The organism is Clavibacter quasicaliforniensis (assembly GCF_051201715.1).
In the GTDB taxonomy this organism is placed as follows: Bacteria; Actinomycetota; Actinomycetes; order Actinomycetales; family Microbacteriaceae; genus Clavibacter; species Clavibacter seminis.
The window spans coordinates 3,010,194-3,029,012 of the sequence record NZ_CP139624.1 but is presented as its reverse complement, the minus strand read 5'-3'; the positions used below and the strand labels follow the sequence as shown (position 1 = coordinate 3,029,012).

The following is an 18,819-nucleotide window of genomic DNA, read 5'->3' as shown; positions in this document are numbered from 1 at the left end:
TCTGCTGGCGCTGCTCGTCCCGTTCGATCCGAGCACGCCCCTCCGTTCCATGGTCCCGTGGCGCATGCCCCTCGCGTACGGGATATCGGACGCCCCGCCATCGGACGCCCTGCACTCGCTGGCCGGATTCCTCCTGATGCTGCTCACCGTGGTCCCCCTCGCATCCATCGGCGCGTCCTTCGCCGTCGGGGTGGTGGAGCTCCTGGCGTCGCAGCGGCGACTCGCACGCGCGGTGGTGGGGCATCGCGGTCGCGTCCGCGTACTGTCCGAGCGGTACGCGGCCGGGCCGTGCGTCTCGGGGCTCCTGTCCCCCCGCATCCACGCGAGCGTCTCGGTCCTCGACGGTCCCGACGCCGACGTCGTGCTCGCACATGAGGAATGCCATCAGCGGCATCGTCATCCCCTCCTCCGGTTCGTGACCTCCTGCGCCCTCCGTGCCTGGTGGTGGATCCCCGGGGCGCGCTCGATCCAGGAGGACCTCATCGCGGCCACCGAGGAATGGGCGGACGCTGATGCGCGACGCAGCGTCGGTGATCACCGCGTGGCCCGCGCGCTCCTGGCGGCAGTTCGCGCGGACGGCCCTCAGGTAGGTCGTGGCCCGATCGGCGTGGCCGGGATGGTCGGGAAGGCAGGGGTGCTCGAGAAGCGCATCCAGGCGCTCGCGACTCCCGTACGTGACGTGCCGATGCTCCATCGGATCGGTGCGGGCGTCGGCATCTACGCCGCACTCCTGATCTTCGTCGTCCTGTTCTGACCGACCAACTGCTACGGTCTGTAGCAGTTGCGGGCGGCACCTGATCCGCCCAGGAAGGCGGGAGCATGTCCGGTGGAGTCGAGGTAGATCGAGACGCGTCAGGCACGGAGGGACCGCCGGACCTCGTCATCGAGACCCGCGGTCTCACGCGGCGGTTCGGGCGGTCGGCGGTGGTCGAGGGCGTGGACCTGGCGGTCCGTCGCGGAACCGTCTATGGCCTGCTCGGCCCGAACGGCGCGGGCAAGAGCACGACGATCAAGATGATCCTCGGGCTGCTGAAGCCCACCGCCGGCGGCGTCGATCTCTTCGGCCAGCCCTGGAGCCGGCAGTCGCTCGGGCGGCTCGGCGCGAGCGTGGACGGACCGAGTCTGTTCGAGCACCTCTCCGCTGCGCAGAACCTCCAGGTCCACGCGCATCTGCTGGGGCTGGACGGCGGCGGCGTGGACACGGCGCTCGATCTGGTCGGGCTGGCCTCCGCGGGTCGGAAGGCCGTTCGGAACTTCTCACTGGGGATGAAGAGCCGGCTTGCGCTCGCGATCTCGTTGCTGGGCGAGCCGGAGCTCGTCATCGCGGACGAGCCGCAGAACGGCCTCGATCCGGAGGGAATAGCCGACACGCGCCGGCTCATCAGGTGCATCGCGGACTCCGGTCGGACGGTGGTCCTGTCGAGCCACGTTCTCGCCGAGGTCGCTGCTGTCGCCGATGACGTGGGCGTCATGGTCGGAGGGCGCCTCGTGCACCAGGGGCCACTCTACGACGTCGCCCCCGACGGCGACCTCGAGCGCCAGTACTTCCGTCTCACCGCAGCCGCTCGACGATGAACGCCGTCGTGCCGATGACGCGAGTCCTGCGTGCGGAGAGGGTCCGCTGGCACCGTGACGTGTCGTCTCGGATCCCGTGGGCCGGGCTTGTGGTCGGGATCGGGCTGGGCCTGCTGTCCTCGGGAGCGTCCACCTCCCCCGGATGGATCCCCGTCCTCGCGTGGCTGAATCCGTGGGCGGTGTTCGTCGGGCCCATGTTGGCCGTGCTCGTCGTGGCGGTGTCCCTCTCGGGTGACCGCGCCAGCCGGGGCGGTGGCACATGGTGGCGCCCGGTGACGGGGCGGCAGATGGACGCGGCGAAGCTGATCATCGCGGCGCTCTTCCTCCTCATGACGACCATCGGCGCCGTCGTGGGCGTATTGGCGGTGGGAGCGACGCACGAGGACCTCGCCACGCTGCCCTGGGTGCGCGTCATCGCGGTGGTGGCGACCCTGTGGGCCGGATCGGTGAGCCTCGCCGCGGTGATCGTGCGCGTGGGGCGCCGCCTCGGCTTGCTGGCGTCACTGGGGATGGGGGCTGCGTGGTGCGTCGTCGGCGCACTGTCCGCGGAGTCCCCTTGGGCATGCGCCGTGCCCCCTGCCTGGTCGGTCCGGGCGACGATCCCGCTCTTCGGGACCCACTCCAACGGGATCACGCTGCCACCCGCTTCGTCACTGGCGCAGATCGCTCCCATCCCCTGGTCGCTCGCGTGCCTCGGCTTCGCTGTGCTCGTCATGATGGTCCGCAGGCGCCAGGTCGGCCCCCCAGGGGCGGATCGCGCCGCCTCCCCAGTCGCCGTGCGGCGCGTGGAGGACGATGTTCCGGGCGTCGCGCTGCCGCGGCCGTCCGACAGTCGGCACCCGCGTCGCGCCGGACGGGAGGCATCCTCACGAAGCGTCACGCGGGCGACCCTCGAGGCCTTGCGACGGACGCCCCTGTGGATCGTGCCGCTGGTGGCGACGGCCTCCATCCTCCTGATGACGCGGTGGCAGCCACCGGCGCGCGTGCTCCAGGTGGTGCCGCTGGCTGTCGTCCCCGTGGTGGCGTTCGTCGTGCCGCTCATCGTGTGGGGTCGGCTGCGACCCGCATGGCGGGCGGTCTCGACGAGGCCCATCGCTCTCGTCCGGCCCGCTCTCGCGGCAGCGACCGTCGTGGCGTTCGTCAGCTCGTGCTCCGTCGTCCTGCCGCTCCTGCTGCTCGGCGCCGTGGGGGTCGATTCGACACGTGTGCAGGTGCTCGCGGTGATGTGCGTGCTGACCGGCGTCATGTGGACCTGCGTGCAGCTCGTGCTGACGATCGCCATGGGGCGGGTCGTCGCGACAGCCGCTGGCATCATCGGCACGTTCGTCGCCCTGTTGATCGGTGGGAGCGTCCTCGCCGATCGGTTCTGGCGGTGGGCGCCGTGGTCGTGGGGAGGCCTCACCGCTGCGTCCCAGATCGCCTTCGCCGTCCCGGTGATGATCGCGGTCACGGTCGTGAGCTGCCTCGTCCTCGGTCGCGTGGTCCAGCGGGCGGCCGCAAAGTGATCGATCCGCCGCGCAGATCGAGGTTCCGCGGCGGCGCACGGATCCCGCACAGCCGCACCGAGGATCCTCATGCGCACGCATGCGGGACATCGCGGGCCGCCGTCCACCGCGCACCGCCATGATGGGCGCCTGGCCCTCCTCCGAGCGAGGGGCCGGCCTCCCGCGCATCGAGATCGGAGCACCGCAATGTCCCACGACGTCCCACCCTCGCCGGGCGCGCCCGAGCCGGCGCCGCACGCCGACCGCGCCGCCCAGCGCGGCGTCACCCCGGGCGTCCTCCTCGCGGCCGAGTGGTCGTGGCGCCTGCTCGTCATCGGCATCGCGGTGGCGGCGGCCGTGTGGATCCTCATCGCGGTCAAGGAGGTGGTCATCCCGTTCCTCATCGGCCTCCTGGTCTGCGCGCTGCTGGAGCCGCTCGTGGGTGCGCTGCGGAAGCGCCGGTGGCCGGCCTGGGTCGCCATCACGTCGACGCTGCTCGGCACCGCGGTCGTCATCTCCGGGCTCGTGCTCCTGCTGATCACGCAGATCCGCACGGGCATCCCCACCCTGCAGCGCGAGGCGATGGAGCGGTTCGAGTCCGTGCGCGACCTGCTCGCGCAGCCGCCATTCAACGTCGTGCCGTCCGACTACGACGCGCTCCTCGCGTCCGTCGGCAAGGCCCTCGAGAACAGCCGCGAGGCGCTCCTCACCGGCGCGCTCGACGCGGGGCTCGGCGTCGGCCACCTGGTCACGGGCGCGCTGCTCGCCTTCTTCACCATCGTCATCGTGCTCATCGACGGACGCGGCATCTGGCGCTTCGTCGTCTCCGTCTTCCCGCGTCGCGCCCGCCCCGCCATCGACGGCGCAGGCCGCGCGGGCTGGGGCACGCTGTCCGCCTTCACGCGCGTGCAGATCTTCGTGGCGGCCGGCAACGCGGTCGGCATCGGCATCGCGGCGTGGCTGCTCGGCCTGCCGCTCGCCGTCCCCATCGCGGTCCTCGTGTTCCTCGCGTCCTTCATCCCGGTGGTCGGCGCCATCGTGTCGGGGGCGTTCGCGGTGGTCATCGCGCTGGTGTTCGTGGGGCCGCTGCAGGCGGTGATCATGCTGGTCGCCGTCATCGGCGTGCACCTGCTCGAGTCGCACGTGCTGCAGCCGCTCGTGATGGGCGGCGCCGTGCACGTGCATCCGCTCGCCGTCGTGCTGTCCGTGGCCGCGGGCTCCTACGTCGGCGGCGTCGCCGGCGCCCTGTTCGCGGTGCCAGCCGTCGCGACGCTGAACGTGATGGTGCGGTACATCGCGGGCGGCAGCTGGAAGGCCCGCACCCCCGCCGTAGGATCGTAGGGACGAACCTGCGGAGTCGACGGAGCCGCCCGCGCACGTCTCTACGGGAGGACCCCACATGACCGAGGAGAACTACTCGAATCCGGATCGCAACCTCGGGATGGAGCTCGTCCGAGCCACCGAGGCCGCCGCCATCCGCTCCGCCCCCTTCATCGGCAAGGGCGACAAGAACGCCGCGGACGGCGCCGCGGTCGACGCGATGCGCAAGTTCCTCGGTACCGTCGCCTTCGACGGCCTCGTCGTCATCGGCGAGGGCGAGAAGGACGAGGCGCCGATGCTCTTCAACGGCGAGCACGTCGGCAACGGCTTCGGCCCCGCGTGCGACATCGCGGTGGATCCCATCGACGGCACGAGCCTGACCGCCGCCGGCCGCATGAACGCCCTCTCGGTGATCGCGGTGAGCGACCGCGGCAGCATGTTCGACCCGTCGGCCGTCTTCTACATGGACAAGCTCGTCACCGGACCCGAGGGCCGCGGCGTCGTCGACCTCGACCGCCCCATCGGCGACAACATCCGCGCGCTGGCCGACGCGAAGGGCCTCGCGGTCGAGGACATGCAGGTCGCCGTGCTCGACCGGCCGCGGCACGCGGACCTCATCGCGCAGATCCGCGCGGCCGGCGCGTCCACCCGCCTCCTGCTCGACGGCGACGTCGCGGGCGGCATCAACGCGGCCCGCCCCGACTCGCGCATCGACATGTGCGTGGGCATCGGCGGCACCCCCGAGGGCATCATCACGGCGTGCGCGATCAAGGCGCTCGGCGGCGTGCTCCTCTCCCGCCTCGCGCCCAAGGACGACGCGGAGAGGCAGCGCGCGATCGACGCGGGCCACGACCTCGACCGGATCCTCGACCAGGACGACCTCGTCACGGGCGACAACGCCTACTTCGTCGCCACCGGCGTCACCGACGGCGCGCTCGTCGCGGGCGTCACCCGGCACCGCGGCATGATCCGCACCTCGAGCATCGTCCTCCGCTCGCACTCGGGCACCATCCGCCGCGTGGAGGCCGACCACCTGGTCTCCAAGTGGTACAGCCACGCCAGCTGATCCGACGCTGACATGACCGGAACGCGCACCCGCCGCAGCCTGCTGGCCCGCATTGCCCGGCCCGTGATCGCCCTCGTGGGCGGGCAGGGCGAGTTCGCGTCGCCCGCGCGCACGATGGGCGGCGCGCACCGGCGCGTGGTCCGGCCGGGCGCGTTCGCGCCGCCGCCGCTCCTCCGCGGGGTGCGCGTGACGGCCCGGATCCAGGGCGGCTGGCACGTGTACGAGGTGGCCCCGACGGGTCCCGCGTCCCGACGTCGGGCGCTGTACGCGCACGGCGGCGGCTGGACCCACGAGATCAGCCCGTTCCACTGGTGGCTCGTCGCGGGGCTCGCCCGGCGCACGGGCACGACGTTCACCGTGCCCATCTACCCGCTCGTCCCGTCGGCCACGGCGGCCGAGGTCGTCGAGCGCACGGCGGATCTCGCGGAGGCGCTCGTCGCCGAGGTCGGTCCCGGCGCCGTCACGCTCATGGGCGACTCGGCCGGCGGGCAGATCGCGCTGTCGACCGCGATGGTGCTCCGCGACCGCGGCGTGCCCGCGCCGCGCGACGTGGTGCTGCTCTCGCCCGCGCTCGACCTGTCGTTCACGGATCCGCTCATCGCCCGCATCCAGCCGACCGACCCGTGGCTCGCGGTCGACGGCATGCGCGCCGCCGTGGAGTCGTGGCGCGGCGACCTTCCCGTGGAGGACCCGCGGGTGAGCCCGATGCACGGATCCCTCGCGGGCCTCGGCCGCGTGACGGTGTTCTCGGGCACGCACGACATCCTCTTCGCCGACGCGCGCGCCTTCGAGCGCAAGGCGGCGGCCGTGGGGCACCCGGTGCGGATCCACGTGGAGCCGAACCTCCTGCACGTGTACGCGCTCATGCCCATCCCCGAGGGCGCCCGCGCGCGCGACGCGATGGTGGACCTGCTCCTGTCCTGACACCGCCGCGCGCGTCCGGCGCCGCCGCCCGGATCGCCGCGGGAGATGCGGCGTACGTTCGAGGAGCGGGCGACGAGGCCCGCCGTGCTCTCGGAGGTACCCCATGACCAGGACACACAGGACGCTGGCGGTCGTCGCGGCGGCCGCCACGGCCACGCTGCTCGCGGGATGCGGATCCGGCGGCACCGGCGCGGCCGACGCCTCCTTCACCACGGAGGCCACCGGCACCCTGAAGGCCTGGGCCTTCGACGGCGCCGACGACGTGGGCGAGGCCCGCCTCGCGCACGCGGCCGACGCGCTCTCAGGCGTGGAGATCGACCTCGACTCGACCGCGTTCGACGCGCAGAAGTTCACGACCCGCGTCGCGAGCGGCCAGACGCCCGACGTGGTGCAGATGGACCGCCAGTTCGTGGCGACCTACGCGGCGCAGGACCTGATCCTCTCGCTCGACCAGTGCTACTCCGCCCACGACGTGGATCCCGCGGAGCGCTTCTACGAGTCCGTCACGAACGACATCCGGTACGACGACGCGATCTGGGCGGTGCCGCAGTTCTTCCAGCCGCCGGCGATCCTCCTCAACGAGCGCGTGCTCTCCGCGGCCGGCGTCTCGGGCGACCAGTTCGACACCTCGAAGCCGGACCAGCTGCTCGACGCGGTCGGGAAGGTCTACCGGGAGTCGGGCGGCGACCCCGCGGTGCTCGGCCTCGACGCCGTGCCCACCGCGCAGGCCGCCCTCTGGATGCTCGGCTTCGGCGGCCAGCTCGTCGACGCCGACGGGAAGCCCACGCTCGACGACGACGCCAACCTGCCGGGCCTCGAGTTCCTCAAGCAGCTCTCGGATGCGCAGGGCGGCTACGCGAAGGGCAAGAGCTTCAGCGACGCGTTCGACACCTTCGGCGACGGCAACCAGTTCGTGAAGGACCAGGTCGGCGCTCAGATCGACGCCCAGTGGTACCTCAACGTGGTCGCGCCCTATCGCGACGACATCGACATCTCGGCCGTGCCCTTCCGCGACAGCGACGGCGAGCCGTTCGCGGTGGCCGGCGGATCCGCGTTCGTGATCCCCGCGGGCGCCGCGAACAAGGACGCCGCGTGCGCGTGGATGATCGACCTCACCAGCCAGGAGTCGTGGGAGGCGGCGGGCGACGTGCGCGCCGCGACCGTGACGGAGAACGGCGGCATCAACACGGGCCTGTTCACGGGATCCCCGGCCGCCGACCAGGCCATCCGCGACGCCCACGTCGTGCCGAGCGGCGACGACGGCATCGATCAGGCCATCGCGACGTTCTACGACGTGGTGGCGGAGGGCCGGTCGATCGGCGGATCCCCGGCGGGGCAGCAGATCCAGAGCGAGCTCCAGAACGCGGTCGCCTCGACGCTCCTCGGCGACAAGACGCCCGAGCAGGCGCTCGCCGACGCGCAGACCGCGGCCATGCGGGCCTACGAGCAGGCGGCGCGCTGATCCACCGCTGACGTGCACATGGGGTGACCAGGGCGCCCGGCTACCGTGGTGGTCGGGCGCCTTCCCGCGCTCCCGGACGAGGGATCAGTACCCGGAACGCGACAAGACTGGCCAGGAGAAGTGCCATGTCGTGGATCGTCCTCATCGTGTCCGGGGTGCTCGAGGCCGTCTGGGCCACCGCCCTCGGGAAGTCCGCCGGGTTCACCAAGCTCGGGCCGTCGATCGTCTTCGGCGTGACCGTCGTGCTGAGCATGGTCGGCCTCGCGTACGCGATGCGCGAGATCAGCACGGGCACCGCATACGCCGTGTGGGTCGGCATCGGCGCGGCGCTTACGGTGACCTACGCGATCGTCACCGGATCCGAGCCCGCGAGCGTCGTCAAGGTCCTGCTGCTGCTCGGCCTCGTCGGCTGCGTGGTGGGCCTCAAGGTCGTCGACACCGGGCACTGATCCCGCGCCCGTCGCCGAGCGCCCGGATCAGCCCTTGCGCCCCTGCGTCGCGATGCCCTCCACGAAGTAGCGCTGGCCGAACGCGAAGAGCAGCAGCATCGGCAGCGTCACGAGCAGCGCCGCCACCATCACGAGCTGGTAGTCGCCCTGCCCGCCGTTCGTGGGGCTGAACGCGGTCATCGCGTAGGAGAGGCCGAGCGGCACGGTGAAGCCCTCGACGCTGCCGGCGTTGAGGTAGATGAGCGACGCCTGCAGGTTGTTCCAGCTGGCCTGGAACTCGAAGATGAAGATGATGACGAACGACGGGATCGACAGCGGCAGCGCGATCCGCCGGAACATCCCGACGTAGCTGGCGCCGTCGAGCCGGGCCGCCTCGAACAGCTCCCGCGGCAGCCCGAGGAAGAACTGGCGCTGCAGGAAGATGTAGAAGGCCGAGCCGAACAGGTTCATGCCGAACAGCGGGATCCACGTGCCGATGAGCCCGAGGTTCTTCCAGATGAGGAACTGCGGCACCATCGTCACGGCGCCCGGCAGCATCATCGTCGCGAGCACCAGGCCGAACAGGATCCGCCGGCCCGGGAACCGGAAGTACGCGAAGCCGAACGCCACGAGCGCGCTCGAGATCGACACGAGCGCGGCCGACAGCAGCGCGATCGCGAGGCTGTTGCCCATCCAGCCGAGGAGCGGCAGCTGCTCCCACACCTCGACGTAGTTCTGCGGCGTGAAGGTGCGCGGCCAGAGGGAGTTGTCGAACACCTCGCCGCGCGGCTTGAGGCTCGCGGAGAGCAGCCACGCGAACGGGTAGAGGAACAGGAGCGCGAATCCCACGAGCAGCGCGGTGATGAGGGCGCGGCCGATGCGGGAACGGACGCGGCGGACGCGGTCGGGGTCCCGGCGGTCGGGCAGGCGATCCCGCGACGGCAGCGGCGTGAGGGTGGCGGCGAGGCGCGGATCCCCGGAGGCGGCCGCGGGCACGGCCTCCGGCGTCGAGGCGGCGCCGGGCGTGCGGTCGGTGACGGCCATCAGCGGTCCCCCTCGTAGTAGACGAACCGGTTGCTCAGCTTGACCTGCACGAGCGTGATCAGCAGCACGATCACGAACAGCAGCCACGCCATCGCGGCCGCGAACCCGAAGTCGAACGAGCGGAACGCCTGCTGGAACAGGTACACGCCGTAGAAGAGCGACGAGTCGGGCGACGCGTTCGTCTGGTCCCGCCAGAACAGCAGGTAGGCCTGGTCGAAGACCTGCAGCGCGGCGATCGTGAGCACGACGACGTTGAAGAAGATGGCGCCGGAGATCATGGGCACGGTGATGGCGAAGAACTGCCGGACGGGACCGGCCCCGTCGAGCGACGAGACCTCGTAGAGCTCGCGCGGCACGTCCTTGAGGGCGGCCAGGAAGATCACCATGGTGCCGCTCACGCCCCACAGCGTCATGAGCACGATGGACGGCTTCACCCACGCGGGGTCGATGAGCCACTGCGGGCCGTCGATGCCGATCGCCTCGAGACCCTGGTTCACCGCGCCCGTGTTGCCGTTGAGCAGCAGCAGGAAGACGCTCGCGGTGGCGACCGTCGGGGTCATCTTCGGCAGGTAGTAGAGGGTGCGGAAGATGCCCGCGCCGCGGCCGAGTCGGGCGAGGAGGATCGCGAGCAGGAGCGCCAGGCACACCTCGAACGGCACGGCGAGGATCGCGTAGAAGAGGGTGTTGCCGAGCGAGAGGGCGACGCGCGGATCCGAGAACAGGCGCTCGTAGTTCTCGGTGCCGACCGGGGTGGCCACGTCGGTCGCGAGGTTGTAGTCGCTGAACGACACCACGAGGCTGTAGACCATCGCGCCGAGCGTGAAGACGAGGAAGCCGACGATCCACGGGCTGATGAAGAGGTAGCCGGCCATCGCCTCGCGGCGGGCCATGCGGGAGCGGCGGGGACGGGGCGGCCGGTCGGCGGTGCTGCTGCTGCGTAGAGGGCGGCTCGTCGTCGTCATGGTGGTCCTCGTCGACTGGTGGAACGGAGCGTCGTCGCTCCTGCTGCCGACCCTAGACCGGCTCCTCCTCCGCGTCCGGGCCGTGCGCATGACGGACGCCCGCCCCCGCGCGAGGCGGGGACGGGCGTCGGATGGTGCGGGGCGCCGCGGCGCGCGGCGGTGCGGCGGCTAGTGCCGGCGGCGGCGGATGCGCACCGCGATCACCGCGACGACACCGGCTGCGAGCGCCGCGGCGCCGAGCCCGAGCTCTAGGGCGAGGCGCGCCCCGTCGCCACCGGTGCGGGGGAGGTGGCCGGACGGCGGCGGCACGTCGCCGGGCGGCGTGGTGGACGTCGGCTTACCGGAGGTGGGCGTGGGGGACGGCGTCGGCGTGGATCCGCCGGTGGTGCCGCCCGTCGTGCCGCCGGTGGATCCGCCGGTGGGAGTGGGTGCCGGCGTCGACGAGGGCGCCGGCGTCGGGGTGACGACGGGCGTGCTGCCGGAGCCGATGGGCGACGTGGAGGTGCCGCAGGTGGAGGCGACGAACGCGTCGTCGTCGAGGGTGACGGCGCCGTTGCGCGCGAGCGCGCGGCCGTCGACCGTGGCGCCGGTGCCGACGGAGATGGAGGTGAGCGCGAGGATCGTGCCGGCGAAGCCCGAGTTCGTGCCCAGGGTGGCGGAGCTCGACACCTGCCAGAAGACGTTGCAGGCCTCGGCGCCGTTGACGAGCGACACGCGGCTGCTCGAGCCCGTGGTGAGCGTCGACGGGGCCTGGATGACGAAGACGGCCGACGGGTCGCCCTGCGCGTCGAGCGTGACGGTGCCGGTGTTGGCGAGCGGGCCGCCCGCCGTGTAGACGCCGGGCGTGAGGGTGGATCCGACGAGGTCGGCGGGCACCGCGGCGGTGGTGGGGCGGCCGGCTGCGTCGTCGTACGCGGTGGTGAGGTCGGACTGGGCCTGGCCGGCCGCGGCGTCGGCCGCGTGCGTGGCGCCGCCGACGACGCCGGGCGGGAAGCCCGAGACGGCCGCGTTCGGGCTGGTGCCGAGATCCGCCGCCAGCGTGCTGGGGCCGGTGTTGGTGACGCCCTGGCCGGCGAGCACCGAGTACGAGGCGGCGGTGCCGAGGCCGACGGTGGCGGTGGCGGCGAACGCGCTCGCGGGGGCTAGGAGGGCGGCGCCGAGGCCGGAGGCGGCGACGGCCGCGACGGCCAACGAGGCGAGGGCGAGGGATCCGGATCGGCTCCGACGGGATGAGGACGTGCAGGCGTGGCGCGACTGGTGCATGGACAGCTCTCGTCGGAAGGGTTGGCGGGCGGAACCGCGACCGTATCGAGGGGCGGTCATCGCGCGTGCGCCGAGTCCACAGGCGGTTACGGTGTGGGGGTGACCCTCCTCGCCGACGAGATCCCCGCCCGCGACGAGCTGCTCGACCTCTACGGATCCGTCGGCTGGAGCGTCCACACGCGCGACCCGGAGCGGCTCGAGCGGGCGCTCGCCGGATCCGACCTCGTCGCCACCGCGCGCGACGCCGGAGGCCTGCTCGTCGGCCTGGTGCGCACCGTGGGCGACGGCGCGACCATCTGCTACGTGCAGGACCTCCTCGTGCGGCCCGACGTGCAGCGCGGCGGCGTCGGGCGCGCGCTCGTCGAGCACGTGCGCGCGGGACAGCCGGCGGGCGTTCTCCTCGTGCTCACCACCGACGCGGGCGGCACCGAGGACGGCGACCGCTCGCACCCCTTCTACCGCTCGCTCGGCTTCGCGCCGCACGGCGAGCAGGGTCTGGCGGCGTTCTCGTTGCGGGTGTGACGGGGCGCGCCGGCTGCGCCGTGCTCGTCGTCAGCTCCCGTCGGCGGGGCGGGCAGGCTCGGATGGATCCACGGGGTCCATCGCTGCGGTCTCGGCCGCGCGCTGTGCGTGGGCCCGTCGCGCATCGCGCCGGATGGCGAACGCGTACGCGATCCCGCCCGGCAGCATGACGATCGCGATGCCGATCACCGGGATGCCCTGGCGGCCGAAGAGAGCGTCCGGGTGGAACACCGAGAGCACGGTCGCGCCGAGTCCGAGGAGCATCGCGAAGCCGGCGATGACGTACTGGGAACGAGTGCTCTGCCGCGGGATGCGGGGCGTCGTCCCAGCGTGGTGGACGTTGCGCGCGCCCGACCCGAGCCCCCGCCCGGGGAGCGCTGCGGTCGGGTCGGCGGTCCCGCTGCCGTCGACGAGCGCCGCGGTGTCCTCCAGCGTCAGGTGCCCGGGGAACTCGACGTGGGCGAAGCGGCCGTGCGGGTCGTCCTTCGAACGGGGCGGCGCGATGCGGGATCCGCGGATCGCCGCGAGGAGCGCGTCCCGCTCGTCGTCGGCCAGCCGCACGCCCTCGCGCGTGGAGACGACGACGCTGCAGCTCTCGCCGCCGGTCGTCGAGAGGCGCAGGATCAGGGTGTCGTCGCCCTCGCCGCCGGTCAGCTCGATCCGCGCGCCGGTGATCTCCGAGAAGCCCCACTCCTTGCGCCCGATGCGGAGGATGCCGCGCGCGACGTCGACCGCGGGCGGCTGCGTGCGCTCCGCGACGATCAGGTACGCGATGACGAGCACCGCGAGGGCCAGGAGGATCGGCAGGCCCACCCGGATGAGCGGCGACGGGCCGACGGCCTCGTCGACGATCCGCGTGAGCCCGCCGACGGGCGTCCAGAGGAAGAGGGAGAGGATCGCGAGCGAGCCGAAGGTGAGGAGGAGCCGCTGCCGGGTGCCGGGGGACGGGATCCGCACCCACACGCCGCTGGCCATGCTCCGACCCTACGAGCGCGGATCCGCGGCGCCGGCCCGATCGACGCCCGGCCGCGCCCCAGAACGAGGCGCGCGCGTCCTCCATCCGCTCATGGCCGGCCCGCCCGCGCTCCGGTTGGATGGACCCATGCAGACACCCCCGGCGGCACCCGCGCGCCTGCTCCTCACCCGTCACGCGCAGACGCCCTGGAACCGGGAGTACCGCTACGACTCGCGCACCGACGTCGACGTGGGTGACGACGCGGCCGAGCAGCTCGCGCCGCTGGCGGCCCGGCTGCGCGGGGAGGGCGTGGAGCGGATCCTCGTGAGCACGCTCGCGCGCGCCCGCAGCACCGCGCGGATCCTGCAGGAGCAGGGCGTCGCGCCGGGCGTCGTGCCCGAGCCGCGGCCCGAGCTGGTGGAGCTGGACTTCGGGGGCTTCGAGGGCATCACGCGCGACGAGCTGCGCGGACCCGTGCACGGAGAGGCGTTCGCGGCCTGGCTCACGGGCGAGGACGGCGAGCCCGCGGCGCCCGGCGGCGGCGAGACGTGGGCGGCGGCGGCGGTGCGGGCGCAGGCGATCCTCGACGACGTGGCGGCGGATCCGCGCACCACCCTCGTGGTCGCGCACGGCTACCTCCTGCGCGTGCTCTACCTCACGGCGCTCGGCCGGTCGCCCGCGCTCACGCGCTCGCTGGTGTGGGCGAACGGGCAGCTCATCGAGCTGGAGCGCGACGGATCCAGGTGGCGCGAGCCGGCCACCCCCGCCGGCTAGTCGTCCGGGCCGGTCGGATCCGCGCACTCCGCCGGGTAGCGGAGCTCGAACACGACCTCGTCGATGGCTCCCGTCCAGACCATGTCCGCGCCGCGGCGGGCGAGCGGCCCGTCGGTGAGGTCGATGGCGTCGGCCAGGCCGAGCCCCGCGATCCACGACTCGATCACCTCGCGCCGCGCCTCGGGCGCGTACGCGTCGGCGTCGCCCGAGAAGTGCACGCCCTCCCACGGGCCCCCGAGCTGCCACGCGAGCGGCGGCAGACCGCGGATCGCGCCCTCGGCGTTCCAGGCCATCGCGACGGAGGTCTCGATCGCCAGCCGCGTGATGCGGCGCTCCGTCGGGACGTGCTCGGGTGCGGTCGACACGGTGTCTCCTCGTGCGGCCGGTGCGGCCGTGCTCGTGCGTGGGGTCAGCCGCACCGTAACCGGGAGCGGGCCACCTCGCCAGTCGGATGCGCCGCGCGGACATGCGACGGGACGCCTGACCCATCGTATTTCCTCGGACGATGGATGAGAGGATGAGCGCGGTGGAGGCAGGGGATCCGCGCGGGGGACCGCGGGGGACCGGCGCCGCCCGCCGGCCGCATCGGGGGATGCCGACGCCGGTGCACGGACCACCCGAGGGGGACGCATGGCGCTCACGACCGCCACCGCACGACGCGAGGACGACGTCACCGTCGTCACGGCCGCAGGGATGCTCAACATGGCCGCGGCCCCCGAGCTCCGGCAGGCGATCCACGACGCGCTGGATCCCGCGCCCGCGCGCATCGTCGTCGACCTCGCCGGCGTCGACTTCATCGACTCCTCTGGCCTCGGCGCCCTCATCGCCGGCCTCCGCTCCGCGCGCGACGCCGGCGGCGACCTCCGCATCTCGGCGCCCGGCCCGCAGGTCCAGATGGTGCTGCAGCTCTCCAACCTCGACCGGGTGCTGATCTCCACCCCGACGGCCGAGGCGGCCTACCGTGACTGAGACCACCCGCAGCCTCACGCTCCAGTCCCCGCCCGACGACGTCGACGCGGTCCACGAGCTCGTCGCCGGCCTCTGGGACGACCGCCCCGACGTGGGCGCGCTCGACCGGATGGCGTTCGAGACCGCGCTCATCGAGCTGGCCTCCAACGTGATCGAGCACGCCGACGACGGCCAGGGCGTCACGTGCGTGGTGAGCGTCACCGTCGACGACGGCGTGATGAGCGCGCGGCTGCGCGACGGATCCGAGCCGGGCGACTTCCGCCTCACCACGCGCGAGATGCCGGGTGCCGACGCCGAGTCGGGCCGCGGCCTAGCGATGGTGCAGATGCTCTGCGACGAGCTGACCTACGAGCGGGTCGGCGGCGAGAACGTGTGGAGCGTCCGCCGGACCCGGATCGAGCCCGAGGCGTCCTGATGAGCTCGCCCGCGCGCGCGTCCGGTCTCGCCGCGTTCCCGTTCCCCGCGTGGGTCGGCCGCGCGACCTGGATCCCCGAGTCCGCCGCCCGGTCCGGATCCGCCGGCACGTCCGGCCCCACCCCCATGCTCAAGCAGCTGCCGATGCTGGCGCTCTTCGTGCTCGCGGTGCTGGCGAGCATGGTCGTGCCCACGCTCGGGATCACGGCGCCGCGCGCGCTCCTCGTCTCGTGCGGGATCCTCGTGCTCGCCACCCTGCTCGCCGTCGTCGTCACCCTGCGCCTGGACCTCGCGCGCTTCGCCGTCGTCGTGCCCGCGCTCGACTTCCTCGCCGTCGGCCTGCTGCGGATCGGGACGGGCGAGAGCGCGTCCGTGTTCGGGTCCCTGGTGATCCTCCCGGTCGTCTGGTTCAGCCTGAACCCGAGCCGCTGGAACGTGCTCGTCGCGTTCGTCGGCGTCTACGTGAGCCTCGGCCTGCCGCTCCTGCTCCGGCTCGGCTCGCAGAACGCGAACGAGCTGTGGCGCGGGTTCTTCAGCGCCCTGGCCTTCGCGGTCGCGGCGCTCGTGGTCAACGAGCTGTCCCGGCGCACCCGCTTCAGCCTCGAGGCCGCTCGCGACCGGGAGCGGGTGAGCGAGGAGGAGCTGACCCGCGCGTCCATCGTGCAGCAGGCGCTCCTGCCGAAGACGACCGTGCCGCTCGCCGGGTACCAGGTCGCGGGCGCGTGCCTGCCGTCCAAGGCCGTGGGCGGCGACTTCTTCGACTGGTACCCGGTGAAGGAGGGCCTGGCGTTCACCCTGGGCGACGTGATGGGGAAGGGCGTGGGGGCGGGCATCATCGCGGCCACCGCGCGCGCGGTCGTGCGCAGCGCCAAGAACGTGCCGGATCCCGTCGCCGCGATCGAGCGCACCGCCGACTGCTTCACCGCGGAGATGAGCGCCGCGGCGTCGTTCGCGACGGTGTTCCACGCCCGCGTGCGCGCCGAGGACCACACCGTCCTCTACGCCGACGCGGGCCACGGCCTCTCCGCCGTCGTGCGCGCGGACGGCACCCACGAGCGGCTCGAGTCCAGCGACCTGCCCGTCGGCGTGCCGGGCGCGTCCGGGTGGGGCGCGCACGAGGTCGTGCTCGGCCCGGGCGACCTCATCGTCACGTTCAGCGACGGCGTGCTCGACCTCTACGATGGCACCCTCCGCGCGGTCGACCGGGTGGCCGAGCTGGCGCGCGCGTCCGCGTCGGCGGACGAGCTGGTGCGGCGGATCACCGCGCTCGCCGGCGGCCAGGCGAACCCCGACGACGTGACCGTGGTGGTGCTGCGCCGCGAGGCGTGACGGCTCGCCCGGCTGGCTGTGGAGCCCCTCCGATCCGGGGTGGGCTCCGAACACCAGCGCATACACTCGAAGCAGGCGCCGCGGTCCGGGGGGATCGTGCGGCGGGCGGCATCCGCCCGGCGCGAACGGCGCCCGATCCACCAGGGGGAGCACATGGCCATGCCGGAGACCGTCGCGCGCTCGGGTGGCTCGGATCCCGCGGGTCGCGCCAGCCGCGATGCCCCGACCCTGCGCGGTTCCGCCGAGGAGGCTCGCCTCCGGGCCGTGCACGACCTGCGGCTCGTCGGATCCACCGCGGAGGAGCGCTTCGACCGCGTCACGCGCGTCGCGCGCGAGCTGTTCGGCGTGCCGGTGGCCGAGATCAACCTGGTCGACGACGCCGAGCAGTTCACGAAGTCGCCGCAGCCCGCGGGCGTCTCCCTGCTGTCGGACCGCACGCAGTCGTTCTGCGACGTCGCGATCCGCTCGTCCGGCATCCTCGTGGTGCCCGATGCGACGCAGGACGCGCGCTTCGCCGAGCGCACCACGGTCACCGGCCCCCGCCACATCCGCTTCTACGCCGGCCGCCCGCTGCTCTCCGGCGGCCAGACCGTCGGCACGCTCTGCCTCGTCGACACCGAGCCGCGCGAGCTCGCGCCCGACCAGGAGAAGCTGCTCGACGAGATGGGCGCCTGGGTGGAGCGCGAGCTCCGCGACAGCCGGGACGAGGAGCTCGCGGGCGACATCCAGCGCCGGCTCCTGCCCGTCGACCGGCCGCTCTGGCCCGACTTCGACCTCGCCGGCATCAGCCGCCCGGCCCGCGGCGTGGGTGGCGACTTCTACGCGTGGGGCGAGGACGCCGACGGCCTGCACGTGACCATCGCCGACGTGATGGGCAAGGGCGCGGGCGCGGCGATCCTGGCGTCGGCCGTGCGATCGGGCTTCCAGGCGCACCGGGGTCCGGATGCCGCGGGCACCGTCTCCGCGGTGCAGGCCCAGCTCCAGGCCGACCTCGACGCGACCGAGACGTTCGCGACGTTCCTGCACTGCCGCGTCGACGGATCCACCGGCCGCTTCGCGTACGCCGACGGCGGCCACGGCCTCACGGTGGTGATCCGCGCGGACGACACCCACGAGATGCTGCCGGCGCTCGGCCTGCCGCTCGGCGTAGTGCCGGGCGCCTCGTGGGCGGCGCGAACCGGCGAGCTGCGGCCCGGCGACCGGCTCCTCGCGTTCACCGACGGCGCGCTCGACCTCTTCGACGGATCCCTCGACTCGGTCGCGCCGCTCATCGACCTGGTCCGCACGGCCGCGGACGCCGCCGAGACGGTCGGCCGCATCGCGGACGCGGCCGCCGCAGCCGCCGCGCGCGGCACTGTCGGCGACGACGTGTCGGCGGTGTGCGTGCGCTACGCGGGCGGCGCCTGACTCCTGCAGGGCAATTGGCTAAATGCCTGCAAAGGGATCTTGGGCAACAGCTTCAAGATCGCTCATTAGCTTCGCAATTCGGGCGGGAGCATCCTTAACTTGTCTTTCGATCGCAAATTTCAACTTGAATAAGCTAGCCCGATTCGCTTTGGCAATATCATTGCTGTTGCCCGTCGAGCTGGGTTGTTCGTAGATGTCAAGTTCTTCTCCCGATTCTGTCACCGAGAGGAAGTAAGGAGGCTGCTCGTCCTCGTCGACAGAACCGATTTGGTATTTGGCCGTACCAACTTCTGCCGAATATACGGAATCCGATGTCATCCATCGGACCTTATCTTGCTCAGTCAGATTGATTAGCGTCTCCAGCAACGCCGACCACTCACTTTGCTTCAATAGCATTTGCGCTCACTCGATTCTTTATATCGGCAGTTAACTTTGTTAGGCCACCTCTGACGTCCGAATTTGCGGAAATGACGTCTCTGACCAAAAGTTTGGCGGAATCATCTCCACCTAGAGCACCTTTTTGTTTTAAGGCGGTACGACCCAGTCTTTCGATTTTTTTGATCAACTTGCTTTGGTCACTGTCCAAACCGGCGAGAATAGACGACGATTCATTACAGAGCCCGTGGAGGCGAAGAAGAGCGAAACGTGCTACTTCTTCTGCACCGCCTCCATAGACGTAGTCTAGTTCTGCCCCAATATCCCCAAACTGTCCCGGAAGGGCCAGTACCTGGTCCGAAATGAGACGGGACTCTGCTCGTGCAAGAGCGTCCGTTGCCACTTTTGCTGCTTTTCGGGTCCTCCCAAGCTGAACGAACGCTGCAACAAACCCGGCCACCGTCAGGGCGATGCCCAGGACATCGATCCACGTGGGCGGGGTAGTCAGGTCCAAAGGTTCCTCTCGTGGATTACTGCCATGCTACT

The 18,819-nt window shown here is 72.1% G+C and carries 21 protein-coding genes and 1 riboswitch; of the genes, 14 read left to right on the top strand and 7 right to left on the bottom strand.

Annotated elements, in window-relative coordinates:
* Positions 1-64 precede the first annotated feature (64 nt).
* The 8 genes from NL142_RS14410 (at position 65) to NL142_RS14375 (ending at position 8,280) form a co-directional block, all read left to right on the top strand.
* Positions 65-754, top strand: a complete 690-nt coding sequence (locus tag NL142_RS14410) for a M48 family metalloprotease (RefSeq protein WP_435080258.1) — start codon at positions 65-67, stop codon at positions 752-754.
* A gap of 182 nt (positions 755-936) precedes the next feature.
* Positions 937-1,575: an ABC transporter ATP-binding protein gene (locus tag NL142_RS14405; protein WP_435080257.1), complete on the top strand. Its 639-nt coding sequence runs from the start codon at positions 937-939 to the stop codon at positions 1,573-1,575.
* Positions 1,572-3,080, top strand: a complete 1,509-nt coding sequence (locus NL142_RS14400) for an ABC-2 family transporter permease (RefSeq protein ID WP_435080256.1) — start codon at positions 1,572-1,574, stop codon at positions 3,078-3,080. The genes NL142_RS14405 and NL142_RS14400 overlap by 4 nt, the downstream gene beginning before the upstream one ends.
* 186 nt (positions 3,081-3,266) lie before the next feature.
* Entirely contained in the window at positions 3,267-4,400 is a 1,134-nt protein-coding gene (locus tag NL142_RS14395) for an AI-2E family transporter (protein WP_435080255.1), read from the top strand.
* A gap of 58 nt (positions 4,401-4,458) precedes the next feature.
* Complete coding sequence (gene glpX / locus NL142_RS14390; RefSeq protein ID WP_435080254.1) at positions 4,459-5,445, top strand: class II fructose-bisphosphatase; 987 nt, start codon at positions 4,459-4,461, stop codon at positions 5,443-5,445.
* A 12-nt stretch (positions 5,446-5,457) separates the two neighbouring features.
* Positions 5,458-6,369, top strand: coding sequence for an alpha/beta hydrolase fold domain-containing protein (locus NL142_RS14385; RefSeq protein WP_435080253.1), 912 nt, complete (start codon positions 5,458-5,460; stop codon positions 6,367-6,369).
* Positions 6,370-6,472: 103 nt separating this feature from the next.
* Positions 6,473-7,831: an ABC transporter substrate-binding protein gene (locus NL142_RS14380; RefSeq protein ID WP_435080252.1), complete on the top strand. Its 1,359-nt coding sequence runs from the start codon at positions 6,473-6,475 to the stop codon at positions 7,829-7,831.
* Positions 7,832-7,882: 51 nt separating this feature from the next.
* Positions 7,883-7,947: riboswitch (guanidine-III (ykkC-III) riboswitch) on the top strand.
* 9 nt (positions 7,948-7,956) lie between these two features.
* Positions 7,957-8,280, top strand: coding sequence for a DMT family transporter (locus NL142_RS14375; RefSeq protein WP_194684359.1), 324 nt, complete (start codon positions 7,957-7,959; stop codon positions 8,278-8,280).
* A gap of 27 nt (positions 8,281-8,307) precedes the next feature.
* On the opposite strand, the gene NL142_RS14370 is transcribed toward NL142_RS14375, so the two are convergent.
* The 3 genes from NL142_RS14370 to NL142_RS14360 all read right to left on the bottom strand — a co-directional run bounded on the left by NL142_RS14370 (position 8,308) and on the right by NL142_RS14360 (position 11,528).
* The gene (locus NL142_RS14370) at positions 8,308-9,303 is read right to left on the bottom strand and encodes a carbohydrate ABC transporter permease (RefSeq protein ID WP_435080251.1); all 996 of its coding nucleotides are present in this window, start codon (positions 9,301-9,303) and stop codon (positions 8,308-8,310) included.
* A complete protein-coding gene (locus tag NL142_RS14365) occupies positions 9,303-10,265 on the bottom strand; it encodes a carbohydrate ABC transporter permease (RefSeq protein ID WP_435080250.1) in 963 nt (320 codons plus the stop codon). Before NL142_RS14365 ends, NL142_RS14370 begins: the two co-directional genes overlap by 1 nt.
* Positions 10,266-10,433: 168 nt before the next feature.
* Positions 10,434-11,528 (bottom strand): ice-binding family protein, encoded by a 1,095-nt coding sequence (locus NL142_RS14360; RefSeq protein ID WP_435080249.1) that lies wholly within the window; start codon positions 11,526-11,528, stop codon positions 10,434-10,436.
* Between the two features lie 99 nt (positions 11,529-11,627).
* Here NL142_RS14360 and NL142_RS14355 point away from each other — a divergent pair, with 99 nt between their 5' ends.
* Complete coding sequence (locus NL142_RS14355) at positions 11,628-12,050, top strand: GNAT family N-acetyltransferase (protein ID WP_435080248.1); 423 nt, start codon at positions 11,628-11,630, stop codon at positions 12,048-12,050.
* 30 nt (positions 12,051-12,080) lie between these two features.
* Here NL142_RS14355 and NL142_RS14350 read toward each other — a convergent pair whose 3' ends face one another.
* Positions 12,081-13,025 (bottom strand): hypothetical protein, encoded by a 945-nt coding sequence (locus NL142_RS14350; RefSeq protein ID WP_435080247.1) that lies wholly within the window; start codon positions 13,023-13,025, stop codon positions 12,081-12,083.
* A 127-nt stretch (positions 13,026-13,152) separates the two neighbouring features.
* Here NL142_RS14350 and NL142_RS14345 point away from each other — a divergent pair, with 127 nt between their 5' ends.
* Positions 13,153-13,779: a histidine phosphatase family protein gene (locus NL142_RS14345; RefSeq protein ID WP_435080246.1), complete on the top strand. Its 627-nt coding sequence runs from the start codon at positions 13,153-13,155 to the stop codon at positions 13,777-13,779.
* Here NL142_RS14345 and NL142_RS14340 read toward each other — a convergent pair.
* Positions 13,776-14,144, bottom strand: a complete 369-nt coding sequence (locus NL142_RS14340; protein WP_435080245.1) for a hypothetical protein — start codon at positions 14,142-14,144, stop codon at positions 13,776-13,778. The two genes, NL142_RS14345 and NL142_RS14340, sit on opposite strands and share 4 nt — an antisense overlap.
* Before the next feature lie 265 nt (positions 14,145-14,409).
* On the opposite strand from NL142_RS14340, the gene NL142_RS14335 reads away from it, so the two are divergent.
* From NL142_RS14335 to NL142_RS14320, 4 genes are all read left to right on the top strand, one after another.
* The gene (locus NL142_RS14335; protein ID WP_043584030.1) at positions 14,410-14,748 is read left to right on the top strand and encodes an STAS domain-containing protein; all 339 of its coding nucleotides are present in this window, start codon (positions 14,410-14,412) and stop codon (positions 14,746-14,748) included.
* Complete coding sequence (locus NL142_RS14330) at positions 14,741-15,163, top strand: ATP-binding protein (RefSeq protein ID WP_043584032.1); 423 nt, start codon at positions 14,741-14,743, stop codon at positions 15,161-15,163. Before NL142_RS14335 ends, NL142_RS14330 begins: the two co-directional genes overlap by 8 nt.
* Positions 15,163-16,491, top strand: a complete 1,329-nt coding sequence (locus NL142_RS14325) for a PP2C family protein-serine/threonine phosphatase (RefSeq protein WP_435080244.1) — start codon at positions 15,163-15,165, stop codon at positions 16,489-16,491. Before NL142_RS14330 ends, NL142_RS14325 begins: the two co-directional genes overlap by 1 nt.
* A gap of 153 nt (positions 16,492-16,644) precedes the next feature.
* The gene (locus NL142_RS14320) at positions 16,645-17,898 is read left to right on the top strand and encodes a PP2C family protein-serine/threonine phosphatase (RefSeq protein ID WP_435080243.1); all 1,254 of its coding nucleotides are present in this window, start codon (positions 16,645-16,647) and stop codon (positions 17,896-17,898) included.
* 18 nt (positions 17,899-17,916) lie between these two features.
* On the opposite strand, the gene NL142_RS14315 is transcribed toward NL142_RS14320, so the two are convergent.
* Both NL142_RS14315 and NL142_RS14310 read right to left on the bottom strand, forming a co-directional pair.
* Positions 17,917-18,294, bottom strand: coding sequence for a hypothetical protein (locus NL142_RS14315; RefSeq protein WP_146080090.1), 378 nt, complete (start codon positions 18,292-18,294; stop codon positions 17,917-17,919).
* Positions 18,275-18,787, bottom strand: a complete 513-nt coding sequence (locus tag NL142_RS14310) for a hypothetical protein (RefSeq protein WP_435080242.1) — start codon at positions 18,785-18,787, stop codon at positions 18,275-18,277. The genes NL142_RS14315 and NL142_RS14310 overlap by 20 nt, the downstream gene beginning before the upstream one ends.
* Positions 18,788-18,819 lie beyond the last annotated feature (32 nt).